14 protein-coding genes are annotated in these 25636 nt (G+C 47.2%); 9 read left to right on the top strand and 5 right to left on the bottom strand.

From position 1 onward, the window contains the following. Positions 1 to 114: 114 nt before the first annotated feature. The 8 genes from JZY04_RS17485 (at position 115) to JZY04_RS17520 (ending at position 16362) form a co-directional block, all read left to right on the top strand. Positions 115 to 3270, top strand: a complete 3156-nt coding sequence (locus tag JZY04_RS17485; RefSeq protein ID WP_122143470.1) for a TonB-dependent receptor — start codon at positions 115 to 117, stop codon at positions 3268 to 3270. Positions 3271 to 3283: 13 nt separating this feature from the next. After that, the gene (locus JZY04_RS17490; protein WP_122143469.1) at positions 3284 to 4975 is read left to right on the top strand and encodes a RagB/SusD family nutrient uptake outer membrane protein; all 1692 of its coding nucleotides are present in this window, start codon (positions 3284 to 3286) and stop codon (positions 4973 to 4975) included. A 76-nt stretch (positions 4976 to 5051) separates the two neighbouring features. Continuing rightward, positions 5052 to 6932, top strand: coding sequence for an alpha-L-fucosidase (locus JZY04_RS17495; RefSeq protein WP_122143468.1), 1881 nt, complete (start codon positions 5052 to 5054; stop codon positions 6930 to 6932). Positions 6933 to 7124: 192 nt separating this feature from the next. Beyond that, the gene (locus tag JZY04_RS17500; RefSeq protein ID WP_122143467.1) at positions 7125 to 8336 is read left to right on the top strand and encodes a 6-bladed beta-propeller; all 1212 of its coding nucleotides are present in this window, start codon (positions 7125 to 7127) and stop codon (positions 8334 to 8336) included. 150 nt (positions 8337 to 8486) lie between these two features. Beyond that, positions 8487 to 9359: an electron transfer flavoprotein subunit beta/FixA family protein gene (locus tag JZY04_RS17505; protein WP_005780764.1), complete on the top strand. Its 873-nt coding sequence runs from the start codon at positions 8487 to 8489 to the stop codon at positions 9357 to 9359. Between the two features lie 15 nt (positions 9360 to 9374). Continuing rightward, positions 9375 to 10394: an electron transfer flavoprotein subunit alpha/FixB family protein gene (locus JZY04_RS17510; RefSeq protein ID WP_122143466.1), complete on the top strand. Its 1020-nt coding sequence runs from the start codon at positions 9375 to 9377 to the stop codon at positions 10392 to 10394. Positions 10395 to 10397: 3 nt separating this feature from the next. After that, positions 10398 to 12101, top strand: a complete 1704-nt coding sequence (locus JZY04_RS17515) for an acyl-CoA dehydrogenase family protein (protein WP_122143465.1) — start codon at positions 10398 to 10400, stop codon at positions 12099 to 12101. A 235-nt stretch (positions 12102 to 12336) separates the two neighbouring features. Continuing rightward, complete coding sequence (locus JZY04_RS17520) at positions 12337 to 16362, top strand: glycoside hydrolase family 2 TIM barrel-domain containing protein (RefSeq protein WP_122143464.1); 4026 nt, start codon at positions 12337 to 12339, stop codon at positions 16360 to 16362. Positions 16363 to 16508: 146 nt separating this feature from the next. Here the strand turns inward: JZY04_RS17520 and JZY04_RS17525 are convergent, their stop codons facing one another. From JZY04_RS17525 to JZY04_RS17545, 5 genes are all read right to left on the bottom strand, one after another. Further along, positions 16509 to 16820 (bottom strand): chaperone modulator CbpM, encoded by a 312-nt coding sequence (locus JZY04_RS17525; protein ID WP_005780772.1) that lies wholly within the window; start codon positions 16818 to 16820, stop codon positions 16509 to 16511. A 15-nt stretch (positions 16821 to 16835) separates the two neighbouring features. Beyond that, complete coding sequence (locus JZY04_RS17530) at positions 16836 to 17777, bottom strand: DnaJ C-terminal domain-containing protein (RefSeq protein ID WP_122143463.1); 942 nt, start codon at positions 17775 to 17777, stop codon at positions 16836 to 16838. Positions 17778 to 17850: 73 nt separating this feature from the next. After that, the gene (locus JZY04_RS17535; RefSeq protein ID WP_122143462.1) at positions 17851 to 19488 is read right to left on the bottom strand and encodes an ATP-binding protein; all 1638 of its coding nucleotides are present in this window, start codon (positions 19486 to 19488) and stop codon (positions 17851 to 17853) included. A gap of 141 nt (positions 19489 to 19629) precedes the next feature. Beyond that, positions 19630 to 21330 carry a phosphoethanolamine transferase gene (locus JZY04_RS17540; RefSeq protein WP_122143461.1) on the bottom strand — a complete coding sequence of 567 codons (1701 nt, stop codon included), beginning with the start codon at positions 21328 to 21330 and terminating at the stop codon, positions 19630 to 19632. Beyond that, complete coding sequence (locus tag JZY04_RS17545; RefSeq protein WP_122143460.1) at positions 21317 to 22537, bottom strand: BamA/TamA family outer membrane protein; 1221 nt, start codon at positions 22535 to 22537, stop codon at positions 21317 to 21319. Before JZY04_RS17545 ends, JZY04_RS17540 begins: the two co-directional genes overlap by 14 nt. A 284-nt stretch (positions 22538 to 22821) precedes the next feature. On the opposite strand from JZY04_RS17545, the gene JZY04_RS17550 reads away from it, so the two are divergent. Continuing rightward, positions 22822 to 25332 carry a glycoside hydrolase family 9 protein gene (locus JZY04_RS17550; protein ID WP_122143459.1) on the top strand — a complete coding sequence of 837 codons (2511 nt, stop codon included), beginning with the start codon at positions 22822 to 22824 and terminating at the stop codon, positions 25330 to 25332. Positions 25333 to 25636: the final 304 nt, after the last annotated feature.

Below are 25636 nucleotides of genomic sequence, written 5' to 3' on the forward strand. Positions count from 1 at the left end.
AGTTCTGTTAGAACTAATCCTATTTTAAAGAAAAAGGAAAGGCAGATGAATGGAGAAAGTGAAATGTAAAAGAACCGAACAAAACCTTTATTATTAATCTAAAACAAAATTGTTATGTTAAAAATCACTAGACAAGTTACTCTGCTCTTGCTCGCCGGTGCACTAAGCTTCCCAGCTTATTCGTATGCAACGCAAGCCACAGAAGCATTGGTTCCTGAAGTTACTCAAGAGAAAGTAACAGGAACGGTTGAAGATGCAATGGGCCCGGTTATTGGTGCCAGTGTCATGGTAAAAGGCACGACTAACGGCGTCATCACAAATTTAGAAGGTAAATTCTCGTTGGATGGCGTGAAAAAAGGAGATATTATTGTAATATCTTACATCGGATATGTCACACAGGAAATTCCTTATACCGGAAAGCCCATTCAAGTGAAGCTTGCTGAAGACAGCAAGGCATTGGAAGAGGTGGTAGTCGTTGGTTATGCCACCGTGAAAAAAGCCAACCTGACCGGAGCCGTATCAGCTGTGGACAGTAAGGTGCTGGAAGACCGCCCGATTGTCAATCTCGGACAGGGTTTGCAAGGTGCTATCCCCAACTTAAACGTAACCACCAGTGGTCGTCCGGGCGAAGGTTCAAGTTTCAATATCCGTGGTACCACTGCCATGAGTGGAAGTTCACCGCTGGTATTGGTTGATGGCGTGGAAATGGACCCGAACCTCATTAACCCGCAAGACGTGCAAAGTGTCTCCGTACTGAAGGATGCCGCCTCCGCATCTATCTATGGTGCACGTGCGGCTTATGGCGTTGTATTGATTACAACCAAAGGAGGACGCAAGGACCAGCCGACACAAGTATCATTCGATGCTTCGGTTTCTTTCAACGGACCTACTACCCGCCCCACCTATATGAACTCCATGCAATATGCTACCTGGATGAACACCGCACAGCAAAACACAGTGGGACGAGACTATTTCGATGCTGAATGGATGCAGCACATTGAAGCTTACTATAAAGATCCGGCAAACAACTCTCCGGTATTTATCCACTCAGATCCGAGTATCAGTAAAAACGGCACCAAATACACGTATGCCGGTAACACCAACTGGATGAAAGAGTTGTATAAGAAGAATTATCCTGTCCAGAAGTACAATGTCAATATCAGTGGCGGCGGTAAGAAGGCTACCTATTACACTTCTTTAGGATATACCGACCAAGGATCTCTAATTCGTTTCGGTAACGAACAGTTCAAGAAGTTCAACGTGATGAACAACATCAACTATGACATAAACGAATGGTTGCACCTCTCCATGAAAACAAGCTTCAACCGCACCAAGCTGACAGGATTGAATCAGGACAACGTGCATGGCGATAATTTTATGGGAGGTGATACGCGTCCTATCATGCCGGTGAAACACCCGGACGGAAATTGGGCCGGACAGGGCGACTTTACCAACTTCCCTGCCATTCTTGAAGACGGCGGTAACCGGCAAACCAACAAAAATGACCTTTGGAACACGATCACGATGAAGCTGACTCCTATTAAAGGTATGAGCATCAACATGGACTATACGTTCAATTACTATAGTGAGAATAATAAGGTACACATGAAGTCATTCGACGAATATGGAGCCAACGGACAATTCCTGCAAACTTTTGCATGGACCAATCCAAACTCTGTGTCCCAGTCACAAGCTAACGATACCTACAATGCTTTCAACTTTTTCGGCGATTATGAAAAGACATTGGGCAAACATTACCTGAAGGGAATGATCGGTTACAATCAGGAAAGCAAGCACACGACCGGATTCAATGCCGGACGCGAACAACTGATCTCAAATGACTTGGGTTCATTGAGCTACGCCACAGGCGACCGTTGGGTAGGTAGCTATGACAACTCCTGGGCTACCCGAAGCGGCTTCTTCCGCATCAACTACGGATATGACGATCGTTATTTACTTGAAGTAAACGGCCGTTACGACCTCTCTTCCAAATTCCCCAAACACGACCGTGCCGTGTTCAATCCTTCTTTCTCGGCAGCCTGGAGGCTATCCAATGAAAGCTGGTTCAAGAACTGGACAAACAGTTTCTTTGACGAATTGAAAATCAGAGGTTCTTATGGTAGCTTAGGCAATCAGGCACTCGACAATGGATGGTATGCTTATCTCTCTAATTACAGTACCGGACAGACCAGTTGGATTATGGGCAGCAACCAACCGCAGTATGTGGTTCCGGGTGGACTTGTCAGCTCGTCCATCACTTGGGAGACCGTAACACAATGGGACCTGGGACTTGACTTCAACTTCCTGAACAACCGGTTGAAAGGTGCTTTCGACTATTATCAGAGACGTACATCGGATATTCTTGCCGCAGGTAAAATCCTGCCGGGTATCCTGGGTGCCAACGAACCTCAGGAAAATGCAGCCGAATCATTAACGAAAGGTTGGGAATTTGAAATCAGCTGGAACGACCAGTTGGCAAGTGGGTTCCACTACACAGTCGGATTCAATCTGTCCGACTATCAATCGGAAGTTACCAAGTTCGATAATAAATCAAAAGAACTGGGCAACTGGTATGTGGGACAGAAACAAGGAGAAATCTGGGGTTATGAAACCTATGGCTTATTCCAGTCCGAACAAGAAATAGCCGGAGCCGCCAATCAGGATAAAGTATCAGGAGGTATCAAACTGATGCCGGGTGACATCCGTTTTGTAGACCGCAACAACGATGGCGTTATTGACTGGGGTGACAACACTGTTGATAATCCGGGCGATATGAAAATTATCGGTAACAGCACTCCGCGTTATCATTACGGCATCAATCTGGGAGCCGATTGGAAAGGCTTCGACTTGGGTATCTTCTTCCAGGGTGTAGGCAAACGTGACCTCTATCTGCCGGGCACTTCATTCCGCAGCCATTACGGAAGCGAATGGCAAGTACCTTCAGCCTACAACAACGATTACTGGACTGAAGAGAACACCGGAGCCTACTTCCCACGCGCTCGCTTCAATGGTGGTTCGGCCATCAATCAGACCCAGACACGCTATCTGGTTGACGCTTCTTACTGTCGTCTGAAATCGCTCAGCATTGGTTATACATTACCTAAAGTATTGACCAAGAAAGCTTCGATCGAAAAGATACGTATCTACTTTACCGGTGAAAACCTTTTCACTATTTCAGACACGCCCGACGGACTTGATCCGGAATTGGATAACCCATACAAATATCCGATGCAAAGATCATTATCTGTTGGTTTAAATCTCACATTCTAATACAAAGCATCTTATGAAAATCAAATATTTATTCTATATAGGAGTGGCAACACTCGCCCTATCGGGCTGTAACGACGGTTTCCTGGAAAGAGCCCCGGAAGCAATCAATGACAAAACCTTCTGGAATACCACAGGAGATTTGGAAACATATGCCAATCAATTCTATAGTTACCTCCCCGGAGGTGTAACCTCAATAGCAGACGGTGAGAGCGACAATCAAGTACCTAACAGCATCCCCCAGTTCTTCTGGAATCAGTTGAGCACCCCCGCAGAGGCAGCAAGCTGGTGTAACTGGAGCAAAGGCGGATGGCAGCCGATCCGGCTGGTAAACTACTTCCTGACCCACTATCAGACGGTAAGCGGCAAGGAGTCGGAAATCAACCAGTATGTAGCAGAAGTCCGCTTCTTCAAAGCGATGCAATATGCCGGATTGATGAGAACGTTCGGCGATATCCCCTGGCTGGATAAAGACCTGGGCACGGGTGATACGGATATTCTTTACGGACCGAAACTGAAACGGTATGAAGTGATGGATAAAATCATTGAAGAATTTGATTTTGCCATCCAATGGTTACCCGAGAAACCGGCTACCGGACGCATCGGAAAAGATGTAGCACGCCAGTTGAAAGCCAGGACTTGTCTGCACGAAGGTACATATTATAAATATCACACCGAATTGGGATGGGCAGACAAAGCAGACCGCCTGCTGAAAATGGCAGCCGACGAAACAGATGCAATCATGGCAACCGGCAAATACGAGATCTATAACACCGGACATCCGGAAAAAGACTATTACGACGTATTTGTAATGGAAGACAAAACAAACCTGAAAGAGGCTATCTTACCGGTGATCTATCTGGATGGCAAAAGAAAACACGGTATGAGCCGTACGTTGTCCGAAGCCAATACCGGCTTTTCAAAAGACTTTGTAGAAAGTTATCTGTGTCTCAACGGTAAACCCATTACAGGAAACGACCAATATAAAGGGGATGACAATATGAAGGATGAAACTACCGACCGCGACCCACGCCTGAAGCAGACCATCCTGACCTGGGACTTCCCTACACGGGTGACTGTGGCCACCAACGACAGTACGTATGTTGAAAAGGAAGAAGATTTCATTTCGCAATACTGCCTGACCGGATATAAGTCCATCAAATACCTTATTCCGACAGATAAAGCCTTTGAGGCAAACAACAATACTTATGACGGCATCGCCTATCGTTATGCAGAAACCTTGTTGATCAACGCAGAGGCTAAAGCCGAATTGGGTACGATTACACAAGCGGACTTGAACAAGACCATCAATGTATTGCGCGACCGTGCAGGTATGCCTCACCTGACTATGGAAGTAGGTTTCACCGATCCGAACTGGCCCGCCTGGGGATACAGCCTTAGCCCGCTATTACAGGAAATCCGCCGCGAACGCCGCATTGAGTTGGCTGGTGAAGGATTCCGCTGGGACGACCTGGCCCGTTGGAAAGCCGGAAAAATATGTGATAATGTGAAGACATATGTCGGAAAACGTGAACCTTATAAGGAAGGCAAGTACGCAGTCGTATATCCTGCCTATACCAATGCCGACTACTCTTATGAAGCAGGCAAAAGCCGCACCTGGAATGACAGGCTTTACCTGAGGCCGATACCGACCGGGGAACTTCAGAGAAACGAGAACCTTCTCCCGCAAAATCCGGGATGGGAATAATTGCTTTTTAGTTAATCCCCGGAACGAGTTTCCGGGGATTTTTTTATCTTTGCATCATTAACCCTTTTAACATATCATGAAAATAAACAAACTACTGTATGCCGGAGCTGCCCTGACCCTACTTGGCGCTTGTGCTCCTGCTGTGAAAGCTCCCGAAGCTATCTTACCTGTTCCCGAAGAAAAACAAGTGGAATGGCAGAAAATGGAAACGTATGCTTTCGTTCACTTCGGCCTGAACACTTTCAACGACCGTGAATGGGGATACGGAGATTCGGACCCGAAAACGTTCAACCCATCCAAGCTGGACTGCGAACAATGGGTGAAAACCTTTGTAGAATCGGGTATGAAAGGAGTAATCCTTACCGCCAAACACCATGATGGCTTTTGCTTGTGGCCTACCGAACTGACAGAATATTGCATCCGTAACACTCCTTACAAGGACGGTAAAGGAGATATTGTAGGTGAACTGGCAGCCGCCTGTAAGAAATACGGCATTAAATTCGCCGTTTATCTTTCTCCCTGGGACAGACACCAGGCTAACTACGGTACACCGGAATATGTAGATTATTTCCATAAACAACTGACTGAGTTGATGACCAATTATGGCGAAGTATTCGAGGTTTGGTTTGACGGTGCCAACGGCGGTGACGGATGGTATGGCGGAGCCAAAGACAGCCGTACCATCGACCGCAAGACTTACTACAACTATCCACGTATCTATGAAATACTGGATAAACTCCAACCACAGGCCATTGTTTTCTCCGACGGAGGTCCCGGTTGCCGCTGGGTAGGTAACGAGAACGGATTTGCCGGAGCTACCAACTGGTCGTTCCTGCGGGCGGGCGAAGTGTATCCGGGCTATCCGAAATATCGCGAACTGCAATACGGACACGCTGACGGTAACCAATGGGTACCGGCAGAATGTGATGTCTCTATCCGTCCGGGATGGTTTTATCATCCGGAAGAAGACAACCGCGTAAAAACCGTAGACCAATTAACGGACCTTTATTACCGGAGTGTGGGACACAACGCGACCCTCTTGCTTAACTTCCCGGTTGACCGCGACGGGCTGATCCATCCGATCGACTCGGCCAACGCAGTTAACTTCCACAAGAATGTACAGAAACAATTGGCGCACAATCTGCTCGCAGGTATCCAACCAAAAGTATCGGATGAACGTGGAGGAAAATTCTCAGCCAAAGCTGCAACAGATGAAAGTTGGGATACTTACTGGGCTACCAATGACGGTGTGACTGCCGCAGATATTGAGTTCGACTTCCCCAAAACGGAGAAGGTCAACCGTATGATGATCCAGGAATATATTCCGTTGGGACAACGTGTCAAATCATTCGTAGTGGAATATGATAAAGATGGAAAATGGCTACCGGTGAAACTGAATGAAGAGACTACGACCGTGGGCTACAAACGCTTGTTGCGCTTTGAAACCATTTCGACCGACAAACTCCGCATACGCTTCACGGATGCACGCGCCTGCCTTTGCATCAACAACATAGAGGCTTATTATGCAGGTGAGACACCCGACACATTCACCGTAGAGGCCAAAGAATTAAAAAGTTATCCGTTTACACTCGTAGGAGTATCCGAAGAGGAGACTAAGAAATGTATGGATAAAGACAAGAGCACCACTGCTTTTGTTGAAGGGGACGCACTGGTGATCGATCTGGGAGAAGAACGCACAATTACCTCTTTCCATTATCTGCCGGATCAAAGCGAATATAACAAAGGATTGATCTCCTCTTATGAACTATCTGTAGGTACTGAAGCAAATGCGGTAAACCAGATAGTAGCTAAAGGGGAATTTTCAAACATCAAAAACAATCCGATTCTACAGTCTGTCTACTTCACTCCGGTGAAAGCACGATACCTTTCTCTGAAACCTACCAAAATGGTAACAGAAGGAGAAACTATGGGATTTGCAGAAATAGGAATCCAATAACAACAGTACTCCGGAGGTATGTCAGAAGTAATTATAAATCTGAGGCATACCTCCATTATTCAACCCTTTTTCCCTTTTTATATATTCCTTATAAGAAGGATAGCACTGAAGGATAACATAGTTTAACTATCAGGCTTGATTTAAGTTACGAATATTACGTAGTTTTATGCCATTTACTAAAAAGCATAGACTATGAGAACGAACACAACCCTTTTCAGCTTACTCCTTTCCTCCGGTTTACTCTTCTTGGGATGTACCAACAAACCCTCTTCGTCACAAGAACCAATCTCCGAAACAACATTTCCCATCACTCTCTCTTTTGAAACCGGAATCGGGACGGAACAAACAGTTACTCTGAGCCAGATAGCCCGGGAAGTGAAAATCATCCCTTTGGAAACCACCGACCAATGTTTACTGCCGGCCATCATAAAAAACAGTATTACACTCTGCGGACATAACTTATACATCCCTACGCAAAAACAGGTCTTTCAGTTCACGGACGAGGGTAAATTTGTCCGGACAGTTGCCCGGATGGGACAAGGCCCCGGAGAATATACCGGTATTCGTTTTATATCAACAGACGATGTTTCCAAACAAGTATTCCTGATGGACCATGGAAAACTACTGGCATATTCCGGCAACGGAGAGTTCATGAATGAATGTAAGTTTCCATTTGCCTGGCAATTTTCGGCACTTAACGACAGCACTTTCGCGTCCTACATTTACAACAATACGGGAAACAGGCTTTTCAGATTATTAATAATCGACTCTAAAGGCGATACACTGACTTCATTTCCCCAATACGACCGTTTCACCATTCCCAGCGGGCTAAACCTCTATTTATGGGGAAAATGCGACAAATATTTATACCGGTTCCAGAATCAGGTTTGCATGAAAGAATACTATAATGACACAGTATTTACCGTCCGTCCGGATACACTCCTGCCCCGCTATATCCTACAACTTGGAAAATATAAATTGCCCAAAGAGAAACGCTTCGAAGTTCTCGACGGCAACTGGAACGTTTATGAAACAACGGCTTCCAACTATCTCCGTCCGGATATATTGGAAACGCCCGGATACCTGTTCATCCCTTATACTTCATGGAACGTAACGGACAAGTCGGAAGCTCCCCGCCTGGCTATGTACGACAAACAGAAAGGACAGCTATTCGGTGTAAAAGACGGAATGATACAGAACGATATGTATGGCAAAGTCCCTTTCTACCCGGCAATGCGTGTGGCAGATGATGTTTTATTGTATTATTGGGAAGCAAGTGACATACTGGAGTTGGCAGAAGAAGATCCGGAGCTGAAAAACATCCCCGAATTAAAAGATCTGAAAGCCGACGATAACCCGGTATTCATGATCGTAAGAACCAAACAAGTTGCTCAGAATCTTTAAACTTGTGCATTTTTCAGACGGATTTCTTGTCAGAACCAAGCGTTTGCTTAAATTTGCAGGCTGATAGTTAACCGGATAGTGAATAGCAAGAACCTTACTACTGACTACTGGCTGCTAACTTGTAGAAATACTAATACTAAAATTAATAACATGAGTTTGAAAATTGTTGTATTGGCAAAACAAGTTCCCGACACACGCAACGTTGGGAAAGATGCCATGAAAGCCGACGGAACCATTAACCGTGCGGCACTCCCTGCCATCTTCAATCCCGAAGACCTGAACGCTCTTGAACAGGCTCTCCGACTGAAAGATGCCCACCCAGGCTCTACCGTTACCATCCTGACCATGGGACCGGGACGTGCAGCCGACATTATTCGTGAAGGACTTTTCCGTGGTGCCGACAATGGTTATCTGCTGACAGACCGTGCTTTTGCCGGTGCTGATACACTGGCTACTTCGTACGCTCTGGCAACAGCCATCAAAAAGATCGGTGGGTATGACATCATCATCGGCGGTCGTCAGGCCATCGACGGAGATACAGCACAGGTAGGACCGCAGGTTGCAGAAAAGTTAGGACTGACCCAGATTACGTATGCGGAAGAAATCCTGAAAGTAGGTGACGGAAGCATTACCGTGAAGCGTCACATTGACGGTGGTGTGGAAACCGTAGAAGGCCCGCTGCCCATCGTCATCACTGTCAACGGAAGTGCAGCTCCCTGCCGCCCGCGCAATGCAAAGCTGGTTCAGAAGTACAAACATGCCAAAACCGTTACCGAGAAGCAACAGGGCAATCTGGACTATACCGACCTTTACGACACCCGCGACTACCTGAACCTGGTGGAATGGAGTGTAGCAGACGTAAATGGTGATCTGAAACAATGCGGCCTCAGCGGTTCACCGACAAAGGTAAAAGCTATCCAGAACATCGTGTTCCAGGCGAAAGAGAGTAAAACCATCAGCGGCAGCGACCGTGAAGTGGAAGAACTGATTGTTGAACTGTTGGAGAACCACACTATAGGGTAAGAGGAGAGAAAAGATATGAATAACTTATTTGTATATTGCGAAATAGAAGACGGCATCGTCGCAGACGTAAGCCTCGAACTTCTGACAAAAGGACGCTCGTTGGCCAATCAGTTAAACTGCCAGCTTGAAGCAGTCGTTGCCGGAACCGGTCTCAAAGATATTGAAAAACAGATTCTCCCGTACGGAGTAGACAAACTCCATGTATTCGATGGTGAAGGACTCTATCCTTATACTTCACTTCCCCACACTTCAATCCTCGTGAATCTGTTCAAAGAAGAACAGCCGCAAATCTGCCTGATGGGTGCAACCGTGATCGGTCGTGACCTCGGTCCGCGTGTATCGTCAGCTCTGACCAGCGGATTGACAGCGGACTGTACCTCACTGGAAATCGGTGACCACGAAGATAAGAAAGAAGGTAAGGTTTACAAAAACCTACTTTACCAGATTCGTCCGGCATTCGGAGGTAACATCGTTGCTACCATCGTCAATCCCGAACACCGCCCCCAAATGGCAACCGTTCGCGAAGGTGTGATGAAAAAAGCCATTCTGTCAGCCGACTACAAAGGTGAAATCATCAAGCATGATGTGAAGAAATACGTAGCTGATTCCGACTATGTGGTAAAAGTCATCGAACGCCACGTAGAAAAAGCCAAGAACAACCTGAAAGGTTCTCCGATCATCATTGCCGGCGGTTACGGTGTAGGTTCGAAAGAAAACTTCAACTTGCTGTTCGATCTCGCAAAGGTGTTAAACGCAGAAGTAGGCGCCAGCCGTGCCGCTGTAGATGCAGGCTTCGTTGACCACGACCGTCAGATCGGCCAGACCGGTGTTACAGTACGTCCGAAACTCTATATTGCCTGCGGTATCTCCGGACAAATTCAGCACATTGCCGGTATGCAGGAAAGCGGTATCATCATCTCCATCAACAACGATCCGTCAGCTCCGATCAATACGATTGCAGACTATGTGATCAACGGAACAATCGAAGAAGTTGTACCGAAGATGATTAAGTATTATAAACAAAACAGTAAGTAAGAAATGGCTAACTTTTATTTAGATACTCCGGAACTCAAGCATCACTTGAACCATCCGTTGATGAAGAGAATTGTTGAGCTGAAAGAGCGCAACTATGCTGATAAAGATAAATTCGACTATGCTCCGGTAGACTTCGAAGATGCAATGGACAGCTACGATAAAGTACTGGAAATTGTAGGGGAAATCTGTGGCGACATCATCGCTCCCAATGCAGAAGGCGTCGATCACGAAGGTCCGGTTTGTGCCGACAACCGCGTAACTTATGCCAGCGGAACTGCCCAGAACCTGGATGCCTGCCGTAAAGCCGGGCTGATGGGTATGGCTATGCCCCGCCGCTTTGGAGGTCTGAACTTCCCAATCACTCCATACATCATGGCTGCCGATATCGTGAGCCGCAGTGATGCAGGTTTCGAGAACCTCTGGGGACTACAGGACTGTGCCGAAACCATCTACGAGTTTGCCAACGAAGAGCAGAAGCAGCGCTACATCACCCGTGTATGCCAAGGCGAAACCATGTCAATGGACCTGACCGAACCGGATGCAGGTTCCGACCTACAATCTGTCATGCTGAAAGCCACTTACAGTGAAAAAGACCAATGCTGGTATCTGAACGGCGTGAAACGCTTTATCACAAACGGTGATGCCGATATTCATCTCGTATTGGCACGTTCGGAAGAAGGAACACACGACGGACGCGGTCTGTCTATGTTTATCTACGACAAGCGCAATGGCGGAGTTAACGTACGCCGCATCGAGAACAAAATGGGTATCAAAGGCTCCCCTACTTGCGAGCTGGTATATAAAAATGCCAAAGCCGAACTTTGCGGTGACCGTAAACTGGGTCTTATCAAATACGTAATGGCGTTGATGAACGGTGCCCGCCTGGGCATTGCCGCACAATCGGTAGGTTTGTCACAGGCAGCTTACAATGAAGCTCTGGCTTATGCTAAAGACCGTAAACAGTTTGGCAAAGCAATCATCGAATTCCCTGCCGTAGCCGAGATACTCTCTTTGATGAAAGCTAAACTGGATGCTTCCCGTTCACTGTTGTACGAGACAGCTCGTTTTGTAGACATTTACAAAGCACTGGACGACATTGCCAAGGAGCGCAAACTGACTCCGGAAGAACGTGCCGAACAGAAAACATTCGCCAAACTGGCTGACGCCTTTACTCCGCTGGGCAAGGGCATGGGCAGTGAATTTGCCAACCAGAACGCTTACGATTGTATTCAGATTCACGGTGGTTCGGGTTTTATGAAAGATTACGCCTGCGAACGTATCTATCGTGACTCACGCATCACTTCCATCTACGAAGGTACCACCCAGTTGCAGGTTGTGGCTGCTATCCGTTACGTAACGACCGGTGCTTATCTGGCACGTATCCAAGAATACGAGAACATGCCGGTAGCTCCAGAACTGGAAGGCTTGCAGAACCGCCTGAAAAGTATGACAAGTAAATATGCAGCCTGCGTGACTCAAATCACAGAAGCAAAAGACCAGGAACTGCTCGACTTCTGCGCACGCCGTCTGGTAGAAATGGCTGCCCACATCATCATGGGGCACCTGATGGTTCAAGATGCTTCGAAGAGCGATCTGTTCTCCGAATCGGCTCAGGTATACGTACGTTATGCTGAGGCTGAAGTAGAAAAACATATCAACTTTATTCGCAAATTCGATAAAGACGATCTGGCTTACTACAGAAAGTAAAGAGTTTACTTCAAGACTAAAAAAAGGGATTCGAACAACCGGATCCCTTTTCTTTTTCTACTACCGGAGAGAGGCGAGTTATTTTTATCTCCCGAAAATACCCAATTAATGTCAAATGATTTGGCTATGTGACTGGTTTTTACGAATATTGCAACAAAATTAGAGAGATACCGGATTACGGATCAATATAACACGAAAAAACTTCAGTAAATAATCTATTAAAAGAAAAACAATTATGCGGAAAATCACGTTAGGTCTGATACTATGCAGCATGGTTACGCTTTGCTTTGCCGGTCAAAGACCTTTAGAGGGATTTAAGTATGCCTCGGAAAAAGCCCCGGTGGGCAACGAATGGGAATCACCGGAAAACTTAGCACTCAACAAAGAACAACCACGCGCCTGGTTCTTTTCCTTCCAGGATGTGGAAAGCGCACGAAAGGTGTTGCCTGAGAACAGTAAATACTGGTTGTCACTGAATGGTGACTGGAAATTCAATTGGGCACCCGATCCGGACTCCCGCCCTAAAGATTTTTATCAAACAACCTTCGATGTTTCAGGATGGGACAATATCCCGGTTCCTTCAAGCTGGAATATTTATGGCATCCAGAAGGACGGAAGCCTGAAATACGGAGTACCCATCTACGTGAACCAACCTGTAATTTTCATGCACAAAGTGAAAGTAGACGACTGGCGCGGAGGTGTGATGCGTACCCCCCCGACCAATTGGACTACTTATAAAGACCGTAACGAAGTGGGATCATTCCGTCGCGACTTCGACATCCCGCAGGACTGGGACGGTCGTGAAGTATTTATCAGCTTCGACGGCGTGGACTCTTTCTTCTACCTCTGGATCAATGGACAGTATGTAGGTTTCTCCAAGAACTCACGCAACACAGCCAACTTCAACATCACTCCTTACCTGCAAAAAGGAAAGAACACCGTTGCTGCCGAAGTATACCGCAGCTCGGACGGCTCATTCCTTGAAGCACAGGATATGTTCCGTCTGCCGGGTATCTTCCGTACCGTAGCCCTCTATTCTACTCCGAAAGTACAGGTACGCGACCTTGTTGTAATCCCCGACCTGGACGAGACATACACCAATGGTTCATTGGCTATCAGCGCTGACATCCGTAACTATGGCAAGAAAGCTGCCAAAGGATACCAGATGGCTTATACACTTTATGCAAACAAACTGTATTCGGACGAAAATACCCCCGTTGCCAATGCGGTTGCCAATGCTACTGTGAACCTGGTGAACCCGAACGAAACCGTAGAGGCTGAAAAAGCGATATTGAACGTGCAGTCACCCAACAAGTGGTCGGCTGAGTTCCCTTACCTCTATACACTCGTTGCTGAATTGAAAGATAAGAAAGGCAAAACAATAGAAACCGTTTCAACTACTGTAGGTTTCCGTAAAGTGGAAATCAAAGACACCCCTGCTTCTGCAGACGAATTCGGACTGGCAGGCCGTTACTATTATGTAAATGGCAAGACCGTGAAACTGAAAGGTGTCAACCGCCACGAATCAAATCCTGCCGTAGGTCATGCCATCACTCGCGAAATGATGGAGAAAGAGGTAATGCTGATGAAACGTGCCAACATCAATCACGTACGTAACTCTCACTATCCGGACGATCCGTACTGGTACCATCTGTGCAACAAATACGGACTCTATCTGGAAGATGAAGCTAACATCGAGTCTCACGAGTACTATTATGGAGCCGCTTCACTGTCTCATCCGGTGGAATGGAAAAACGCCCACGTAGCCCGTGTGATGGAAATGGTTCATGCCAACGTAAACAATCCTTCGATTGTCATCTGGTCATTGGGTAACGAAGCCGGACCGGGAAAGAACTTCGTAGCAGCCTATGATGCACTGAAAGCATTCGACTTGTCACGCCCTGTTCAGTACGAACGTAACAACGACATCGTCGACATGGGTTCCAACCAGTATCCTTCCATCGGCTGGATGCGTGGTGCCGTGAAAGGTAATTATGATATCAAATATCCGTTCCATGTTTCGGAATATGCTCACTCTATGGGTAACGCCTGCGGTAACCTGGTGGACTACTGGGAAGCTATCGAGTCGACTAACTTCTTCTGTGGTGGAGCTATCTGGGACTGGGTAGACCAATCGATGTACAATTACGATAAGAAAACCGGAGAGCGCTATCTGGCTTACGGTGGTGACTTCGGTGATACTCCGAATGACGGACAGTTCGTTATGAACGGTATCGTATTCGGTGACCTGGAACCGAAACCACAATATTATGAAGTGAAGAAAGTGTACCAACACATCGGCGTACAACCAATCGATGTAGAAAAAGGACAGTTCGAAGTATTCAACAAGTATTACTTCAAAAACCTTTCGGACTATGAAGTTAAATGGTCACTTTACGAAAACGGTAAGGAAGCACAATCGGGCATATTGTCTATGGGTGAGGTGGCTCCGCGTACCCGTACGCAGATCACGGTTCCTTATCAGTTCAGTAAACTGAAAGCCGATTCGGAATATTTCGTGAAGATTCAGTTCCTGCTGAAAGACAACATGCCTTGGGCTAACAAGAACTTTGCGCAGGCAGAAGAACAGATACTCGTTAAAGAAGCTACTGCACGTCCTGCCATCAACACTGTGGCATCCGGAAGCGACAAACCGGAAATAATTAGGATTAAAGCGAGCGATATCATTACCATTAAAGGCAATGGCTACACAGCTCAATTCGACATCAAAACAGGTACTATCTACAGCCTGACATACGGAAACGAAAAAGTAATTACTGACGGTAACGGTCCGAAACTGGATGCGCTCCGCGCGTTCACGAACAATGACAACTGGTTCTACTCTCAGTGGTTCGACAACGGACTGCACAACCTGAAGCACTCAGCTACCGGCTTCGATATGACTACCAAAGAAGATGGCACAGTCGTATTGTCATTCACAGTAAAATCCCAAGCTCCAAACGCAGCTAAGATTTTGGGTGGAACGAGTTCCGGCAAGAACAAGATTGAAGAACTGACAGACAAGAAGTTCGGCAGCAATGACTTCAAGTTCACCACCAATCAGGTATGGACTGTCTATAAAGACGGTTCCATCGAACTGGAAGCAAGTATCACATCCAATCAGCCGAGCCTCGTATTGCCTCGTCTGGGATATATGATACGCGTGCCTCAGCAATATGATAACTTCACTTACTACGGACGCGGACCTATTGACAACTATGCCGACCGCAAGGTAGGACAGTTCATCGAGCAACATAAGAACACAGTTGCCGGAGAATTTGTCAACTTCCCCAAACCACAGGATATGGGTAACCACGAAGATGTGCGCTGGTGTGCATTGACCAACAACACAGGCAACGGTGCTGTATTTGTAGCTACCGACCGCTTGTCGGCTTCGGCTCTGCCCTACTCCGCACTCGACCTGATCCTGGCTTCACATCCGTATCAGTTGCCGAAAGCCGGTGATACTTATCTTCATCTGGATGCAGCCGTAACCGGTCTGGGTGGCAACAGTTGCGGCCAAGGTGGCCCGCTGGAACAAGACCGTGTCTTCGCCAGCCATCACAACACAGGTTTCATCATCCGCCCTGCGGGTAAAGACCTGACTGCAACAGCCAATGTAGCCCCTGCCGGAGAGATGCCGTTGTCCATTACCCGCAACCGTGCCGGTGCAGTATCTGTATCATCACAGAAAAAGGATGCGGTTATCCTCTACACAGTAGATAAGAGTAAACCCAAAACTTACACCGAACCGATCGCATTACGCAATGGCGGTACAGTGACTGCCTGGTTCAAAGATGCACCTTTCATCAAAGCAACCATGACATTCGACAAGATCGAAAGCATCCAGACGGAAGTGATCTATGCAAGTAGTGAAGAATCGGATGGAGGCGAAGCCAAGAACCTGACCGACGGTGACCCGAATACCATCTGGCACACCATGTTCTCTGTAACCGTGGCTAAACACCCGCACTGGGTAGACCTGGATGCTGGTGAAGTGAAAACAATTAAAGGTTTCACTTACCTTCCACGTCAGGACAGCAGCAACGGTAATGTGAAAGATTACACCATCCACGTAAGCCAGGATGGCAAAGAATGGGGTGAACCAATCCTGAAAGGTACTTTCGCAAGAGACCTGAAAGAGAAGAAAGTAATGTTCGAGAAACCTGTAAAAGCCCGTTACATCCGCTTCACTGCTCTGAGTGAACAACGCGGACAAGACTACGCTTCGGGTGCCGAACTGACGATTCTGGCTGAATAAAAGTACGGCCAAGCATAAAAAAACAGAGCCTTTATCAGGGCGGAACAGACACTCTGTCCACCCTTGATAAAGGCTCTGTTTATATCATACAGAGGCTCTGATAGAAACCGGAAAAGCCTCTTTATCCAACGCATGAAATAAACCTTTTACCAGTCCTCCATAACACCTTCCCTCTTAAAGACGATAAGCTGATTCCGGAGAGTACTGATTTCACGTCTCATCAGTTCCATCCTTTCCAGCAAATGATGAATGGCATCGATACCCTCCATATTGATGGACAGGTCATAATACATACGGCTGTATCGTTCCACATCGGGAAGTTGCGACGCAAGCAGATAGTGCTCGCCGCCCTCGGTGCGTACCTCAATCAAGCCACCCTCTTCTAACAGGTCGATAAATGAAGGCTCAATATGACATTTGTGACAGTATTCACTGACTATTATTAATTCGGTCTGCATAGCGCTCTTTCATTATTAGTTCATACTCTGTTGTAACTCTCTGAACAGTTCTTTCTGCCTATCTGTCAGGCTCGTAGGTATCTTGACAGAATAAGTGACAATCAAATCGCCAAACTGTCCTTCTTTCTTATATATGGGAAAACCTTTACCCTTCAGGCGTACTTTCGTACCATTCTGGGTTTCGGGCTTTATCCTCAGTTTCACTTTACCTTCCAGCGTATCAACCACCTTTTCACCACCCAGTACGGCAGTATAGAGATCGACTTCCACATCCACGTACAGATCGTCTCCGAGACGCTTGAATACAGGATCTTCGGCTATCCGGAAAGTGATATACAGATCGCCTGCCGGACCACCGTTAATACCTTCACCACCGTATCCTTTCAGTTTAATCACCTGTCCGTCGGCTACACCGGCCGGTATTGTGATACGAACCTGCTTTCCATTCACATTCAACACCTGCTTATGGGTCTGTGCCGCATCGCGAAGAGACAGGTGTAGTTCCGCATTAAAATCTTGTCCGCGGAAACCTGAGCCACCTCGTCCGCCCCCGCCCCTATGCCCGAACATAGACTCGAAGAAATCTGAGAATCCTCCGGCATCACCACCCGAGAATCCTTCTCCATCGGACGAGTACCAATAGGAACCACCGTCTCCGCCAAAACCGGAGAAGCCGCCTCCACCCGCACCGGCATGCTGGCGGGCCTTCTTCTGTGCTTCGAATTCGTCCGCATGTTTCCAATGTTCGCCGTATTCATCGTACTTTTTCCTTTTCTCCGGATCGCTCAATACTTCGTTGGCTTCATTAATCTCCTGAAACTTATCCTTGGCGCTTGGGTCATTCGGATTCAGGTCGGGATGATATTTACGGGCTAATTTGCGGAAAGCCTTCTTGACATCATCCTGAGAAGCATTCTTGTCAACTCCGAGAATCTTGTAATAATCTATATAAGCCATGTTTTTTATATATTTAAACCTCTATATTAAGTGTATACAAACAACACGCCAACCAGAGTTTTAGGTTCAACTTTTAGCACAAATTAATAGGAATATCGAGCGGTATGTCCTCTTGAACAGGAAGACGGAACCAAAAGCAGGCACCCTCTTCTACTGCCGTATCGACCCCGATCGTTCCTCCCAGGCGCTCTATGATCACCCGGCAGATGGCGAGTCCCAGCCCCGTGCCCTTAACGAAGGAGTTCAGTTTGACAAAACGTTCAAAGACTTTTTCTGCTTTATCGGCGGGAATGCCGATGCCTGTATCTTTCACGAAGAAATAAAGTTCATTCTTCTGTCCGTTCAGCCGGTATCCCAACGTAATGGAACCTTCGGCGGTAAACTTCATAGCGTTATTCATCAGATTGATGATGACCTGCGACAAACGCAAACGATCCGTATTGATCACACAGCAGGGCTCCTTTTCTGTAAACAGAATCTGTACCCCCGGGTGTTGGTTCTTCTGCTGCATTTGCAGGCAGATGTCCTCCATCAGTTCGTTGATATCCGTCAGGTCATAGGAAAAATCCATCGTTCCGGCTTCTATCTTCGACAGGTCGAGAATGTCGTCGATAAGCTGCAACAAAAGTTCGTTATTCGAAGTGACAATCCGGATGTACTCCTCTTTTTCTTCGGCATCATCTGTCTGGCAGATCAGGTCGGAGAAACCGATGATGGCATTAAGCGGCGTACGTATCTCATGGCTCATATTGGCAAGGAAGGCCGACTTCAACCGATTGGACTCCTCTGCTTTCTCCTTGGCCTCCTGAAGCATACGGTCTACCTTCAGTTTCCCCGTGATATCTTCAAAGCGCAGCAATCCACCGATAATTTCACTTCCCGTATCACTATAAACAGGGGTAGCGGTAATTTCAAAGTCTACATGATCCACATGAGCAATATGTCTCACGATTTTGCCTGTATTGATGGCCTCCTGAAAGGCACATTTCTTGCATGGTCTATCTCCTTGCCCTGTAGTCCGGTAGCAAGTAGTGCCGGGAGTATAATGGCGTCCGGCAACCAGGTTCTTTATATTGCTGGTCTCTTCCCATTGCACCTTATAATTCCGGTCTATATAAATCAGACCGAAATCGATGCTTCTCAAAGCCAGCTTCTGCTTACGGACGGCTCCCTCCAGTTGCTCTTTGGCAGCCAGAAGCTCTCTTTCGTACGTTTTAAGCTGACTGATCTCCCAACGGGCCACCAGTAGCCATTTGCCCAGTTTGCCCGAAGATATGATTGATTTCACCACAAGGGTATCGTGCACCTTTCCGTCGACAGTCACATACCTCTCTTCCGCCTTATAGGGTTTTCCGGCTTTAACGAGATCTTCATCTATTTTACGGTACTGTTTACCCCGTTCTTCACCAAAAATACCCGCATCGGAAAAGCCGACGGCATCTTTGCGGCTGATGCCCGACTGCAACTCCGCCTCCTTATTCCAGTACGTGTACTTGAATTGTTCCTGAATATCCTTCACCATAATAGGAAACGGAAGATTATCTAATATCTCGAACAGGAAACAACGATAGTCATCGTCTGCCAAAGCCGATTTACGAAGCCGGAAGTTCTGAAAGAGCAGGAAACAAACGGTCAGAAACAAAAATACGGATAACACATAAAGCCATAGATTATCGGTTACCCCCATTACCAATAGTAGTTTGGTTGCCATAATTGCATATTGTGATGAATTGACGGTAAATATAGAAATTATTCTCCGACTTTCACCACAATATGAAACAAAAGCACCCGTAGGAAACAAAGTTTCGAGATACTACACTTATATCCCCGAGTCTATAGTTTAAATGCGTTTTCAGCGAATATTCATCTTCCTGAACATCTCAAAGTCCTCCTTACGCAATCCGATATCGTCGTAAGCCCGCGGCTCGTTGTGGTCATTCAGGTAAAAGCGGGGGAACTCCGTATAGGACGGGCTTGCCACGGATAGCGAGTCGTTCACATAGGCAGTAGTCACCCCGGCCAGATCAAGTAGCGAATGGAACACAACCCGGTTCGAAGCGACAGACTTTTGACGGTTTTGCTGTAAAGCAGCGATATGCTCCGGATATTTCTCCCGGTATGTATCCGAAGTCCAGACAATAAACGGCACGTGCAACTGATAATACGAAGGCACAGGCGACGCATGTAGGAAAAGGTGACGGTCGTCGTCAAAAATATCTTCTCCATGGTCCGAAGTATAGAGCATGGCCGCACCGGCATCCTGTTGCTGCAACAAGCCGATCAGCCTTGCCAGGAAATCGTCGGTATAGCGGATGGAGTTGTCATAGGCATTAATCAGATTGTCCCGATACTTAAATTCGGCATCCGCCGGACTGTCGGGCCGGAAAAACGCAGCCCCGACAGGATAGCGCTCACGGTAGTTAAAGTGCGAACCATAGGTATGCAACACAATGAATTGTTTGCGGTTTCCTTTGGCAAGTTCCTCTTTCACCAATGCCAGCAGGTTGTCATCCGAAAGGTTCTGACCGGCGGTCAGCGAATCTTCTTTGATGAAATCGCAATGATCGGCCTCTTTTCCGAAGAAGTCTATAAAAGAATTATTGTAACGCTGATTGGAGAAAAAAGCCGTTTTGAAACCTGCCTCCCTGAAAGCCGTAATAATACCTTTCTGATGGTAGATAGAGTCGAAATTCTCTGCCGAAACAGCGGACATCAGCATCGGAACGCTCTTATGGGTTGTGTTCGACTGGGTCAGCACATTCGTGAAAGCCGTAAGATTGGGTATTTCCGACAATTGGGGGTTCGTCTCGCGGTCATAGCCATACAACGACCAGTTAAGAGCACGGGATGTCTCCCCCACAACCAGCACGTATATCTCGCGGTCCTCCGCCGGATGGGTGGCAACAGCATGGAAAGTAAAATCCTTCGAAGTCTCTGCATAGTCGAGGGTCTGCGCGTTGCGCTCTACGGCAAGCACCACGTTGTAGCACACATTGACCGGATATAAATCGGTGGTCATCTCATATTTCTTATCCAGCAAGTAGGCAGCTCCCAACGAAAGAAAGCCAACGGCAAGTACTCCCCACGCACGTTTCCGTTGCCTACGAATAAAGTCGACAGAGAGCCTGCGTTTACGAACTATGGAAATCATACCCAGTATCAGGGCGGGTATATACAGTATCACGATCGTAACGAGGGCCGGCAGCAGATTATCGAGCAACTCCATGGCTTCGGAAGAATTGGTCGTAGCCAGATTGAGGAACATATCCACCGCTATGATGGACTGCCCGAACAGATAGAGCAACACGATCTGAAAGGCCCCGAAGAATACAAAAAGAAACAATATCCAGAGCATCTTTCCGCAATTTCTGGACAGGGTCATAATCAGATAATAACAACCCAGAGGTAACAGAACGTTGGCAACCTTGGCCACAAGCGGTAAAGGTTCCGTGAAACACAGTACTATGTTGGGCACAATCAACACAAACAAAAACAGGTAGAACAAGTTCTCCTGATTATCGAACCATTTCTTTATCTTATTAAAAAGCTTCATTGATATTAAATATAAATCCGGTCTGGCCTTTTCCAAACCCTAAATCCAATCGTACATTCACTCTCTTCTTGAACTCCCACCGGTAGCCGAATCCATAATTGGGAAGTATATGTTTCACCTCGAACGAAGAAAAGTCGGGAAAAACATTTCCGGCTCCCACCCAGACAGCTACTCCGTTACGTTTCCATACATGCTGCCGGAGTTCAACCTGCATATCCACCACATTCTTGTCACGGAATCTGCCATCGTAATATCCGCGCATGGAATACGAACTTCCCAATGTTGCCATCAATCCCCAAGGCGGATTGCCGTAAGTCAGCAGCGTATGAAATTGTCCGGCAAGTATTCCGCCTTTCCACACCTTACGATAGTAGCTTGTGGTCAGCTCCGTACTGCTGAACGCGTAGTCATTCCCCAGAAACGCAGGACTGAAACGCTGGTCTATGCGCAAATAATACCCCTTATAGGCATTCGTGAGGAAGTCCCGCGAATCGTACACAAGGGAAAGCCCTGCACTGACGTTGGTCGTACAGGCGTCCATCCCTCGCCAAAGTTCGGGCTTCTCAAAGTTGCGTCCATCGATATAATCGAAACTTGCCATAGGTCCCAGATAGAAGTTTTTTGCCAAACGGAACATAAAGTCGACTTTCACCTGTGCCTGAAAGCGCTTGTAACTGCTTTCATTTTCGTCATTCACCGCATTCCGGTATCCTATTCCCCAATACAAACTGGGAAAAGAATAAAAATAAAGGTTATAATTCAGCCTGTATTTATCTTTCGGAAAGATATGATTGCCCCGAACGCCCAGCAGATAGAATCCGACAGTGGACACATCGCCATACAATGATACGGTGGAAAGCGGCAGAAGTGTATCGGCACGGTCGGTACGGTATAATCCGGCAGCCACCAGTCCCAGCCCAAGCTTGGTATCACTGGAATAATGCGGACCGCCGATTACACTGAAATCAAACTTCTTGTTCTTCTTCTCCTTATTGGCATCATTGAAGTAATCAAGGAATTTCTTTAAAAAACTACGCTTCACCGCAGCAGAGTCGGCAGCGACAACAGTAGAGGCGGAATCCTCCGCAACAGGAATATACGTAATCGGTGAGAGACTATCGTTGCAGTTCTCCCCCTGTGCCAAAGATACAGTCCACAGTGCGGAAAAGCATCCAAGTAATAGCCAGTTTTTGTGTTTAGGTTTCATATATTGTTCCCTCTTAAGAAAACTCAATCTACAAAAGTAGTTTTATCATTCCTTGTTACAATCATATTACATTCTCTTTTATCATTTATTGCCTCCATTTAACACTTAATAAACGAAAAAAGTTCAGAATATGCCATATAAAGCAACATCAAATTCTAAAAACTTGTAAACGACACATAATATCAGCTAATAAAGCTACCCTATTATTCTTTAATTAAATTAAATCCGCTTTATTTGCATTATACAACTTAACACATTCCCCAACCTTAAACAATGCTTCCATTATGAAACGGAATTACTGGCTTTTGGCCATTGTTTTCTTGCTTTCCACCCTGCACGCTCAGGCAGGTGAATGGATACGGATCAACCAACTGGGCTACCTCCCCCAATCTAAAAAGGTAGCCGTATTTATGAGTGAAGTACCGGTTGAAGTGAACAACTATTCACTGGTCGATGTATTCACCGGAAAAACGGTACGCACTTTCACATTTCCCCGGAAGACAGGCCCGATCGGACAAATGAAATCAATCTACCGGCTGGACTTCAGTACCTTTGATACACCCGGAACCTACTATCTGAAAGCCGGAAAAGCAGTATCGCCCCACTTCCCCATCAACCACCGGGTATACAACGGAACGGCCGACTTCCTGCTGAATTACATGCGCCAGCAGCGATGCGGTTACAACCCCTTCCTGAAAGACAGTTGCCATGTACATGACGGCTTTATCGTGTATCATCCTACAAAGACCGGACAGCACATCGATGTCCGGGGAGGATGGCATGACGCGACCGACTATCTGCAATATACCACAACCTCGGCCAATGCCATTTACCAGATGATGTTTGCCTATCTGCAAAACCCAGAAGCATTCGGCGATGCTTACGACGCTGCCGGGCACCCCGGAGCTAACGGTATCCCGGACATTGTGGACGAAATAAAATGGGGGCTCGACTGGTTGAACCGGATGAACCCTGCCCAAGGAGAACTTTACAACCAGATTGCCGATGACCGGGACCATGCAGGGATGCGCCTGCCCGGCAAAGATTCGGTGGACTACGGCTACGGACGAGGACAAGGGCGCCCGGTTTACTTTTGCAGTGGTGAGCCTCAGGTCCGCGGCAAATTCAGAAATGCAACCACCGGAGTGGCCAGTACCGCAGGCAAATTCGCCTCTTGCTTTGCACTGGGGGCAAAGGTACTGAAAGATTTCTATCCGGACTTCGCCCAAGAAATAGCCTCTAAAGCAGACAATGCCTATCAGGAGGGTATAAAAAAACCCGGCCCCTGTCAGACAGCCTCGGTAAAGTCACCTTATATTTATGAAGAAGACAATTGGGTGGACGATATGGAACTCGGAGCCATGGAACTGTTCAAAGCTACCGGCGACCCCAAATATCTGGAGCAGGCAGTAGAATACGGAAGGCGTGAACCGGTGACACCGTGGATGGGTGCCGACAGTGCCCGCCACTACCAATGGTATCCGTTTATGAACATGGGACACTACTGGGTAGCCAAAGCTTCGGGCAACGAGCGCCTGCGCGACGAATTTATCCGGAACCTGCGAACCGGAATACAGCGAACATACGAAAAAGCCGTCGGTAATCCTTTCCTGCACGGCATACCTTATATCTGGTGTTCGAACAACCTGACCACCGCCATGCTTACGCAATGCCGGCTTTACCGTGAGCTGACAGGCGACACGACTTATGAGGAGATGGAAGCCGCTCTGCGCGACTGGCTCCTGGGGTGCAACCCGTGGGGAACCAGCATGATCGTAGAGCTACCTTTATCCGGAGATTATCCGATACAGCCTCACTCTTCATTGCTGAATGCAGGAGTAGGCAACACTACCGGCGGACTGGTGGACGGCCCGGTATACCGCACTATTTTCGAAAGTCTCCGGGGAGTAAACATGGAGGGCATTCCGGGAATGCCCGGACAGGATTACGAACGTTTCCAACCGGACTTAATGGTCTATCACGACGCCCTTCACGATTATTCGACCAACGAACCGACCATGGACGGAACCGCTTGCCTGACCTACTACTTATCTTCTTTACAGAAAGACGGAATGAAGCAGGCAAACGCAGCAGCAGATAAGAACATCTACAGCAATGGCGGCATTGTACGTACCGACCCGTCCCAAAAACAGATCACGCTCGTATTCACCGCCGCCGATAGAGCGGACGGAGCGGACGCCATCATCAGTACTCTGAAAAAGCAAGGTATCAAAGGAGCATTCTTCTTTACCGGAGAATTTTACGAACTCTATCCGGACGTAGTGCAACGCCTGCTGAAAGAGGGGCACTACGTCGGCAGTCACAGTTACGGACATTTGCTGTACAGCCCGTGGGAAAACCGCGATTCGCTGCTGGTGACGCGCGAAGAGTTTGAAAAAGATCTGTTGAAAAGCTACGAAGTGATGCGAAAGGCCGGCATTGAATTTAAAGACGCTCCGCTCTACATACCGCCTTACGAATATTACAACCGGCAGATTGCAGCGTGGGCAAAGAATATGGGCATCCAGGTGGTTAACTTCACCGCCGGCACAGCCAGCAATGCCGACTATACCACACCGGACATGAAGAACTACCGGAGTAGCCAGGCAATCTACGATAAAATACTTTCGGTAGAAGCTGCCGAAGGATTGAATGGTCACCTGATGCTGATCCATTTCGGGACGGACGCCCGCCGCACGGATAAATTCTATAAAGGTCACTTTGAACGGTTGATTAAAGTCCTGAAGAATAAAGGATATAAGTTTGTCCCACTGCGAGAAGCCGTTGGCATATAATTCAGTTATAAGATAAAGGTTAGTTAAGAAGGTTATCATAATAGGTATTTAAGGTAGACAATCGACCGGATTGTTTTCAGTAAACAAACCCCTCCACCCCCAAGGAGCGTGGTTTGAATAAGCGAAGGTCCGTGCCTGCGAAGGTCCGGACCTTTATTATGCCCTCCCTCCAAGGCCGGCTCCGTTTCTCCGAGACATCTGTTTGCCGAGTTACACAACTGGTATGCCATATCTCCTAAAAGAGACGGAATTTGCCTCCCGGACAAAAATAAAATGCTATACAGTAAGACTTCTCCCATGAAAT

The organism is Bacteroides sp. 11BF, from assembly GCF_019633765.1.
In the GTDB taxonomy this organism is placed as follows: Bacteria; Bacteroidota; Bacteroidia; order Bacteroidales; family Bacteroidaceae; genus Bacteroides; species Bacteroides hominis.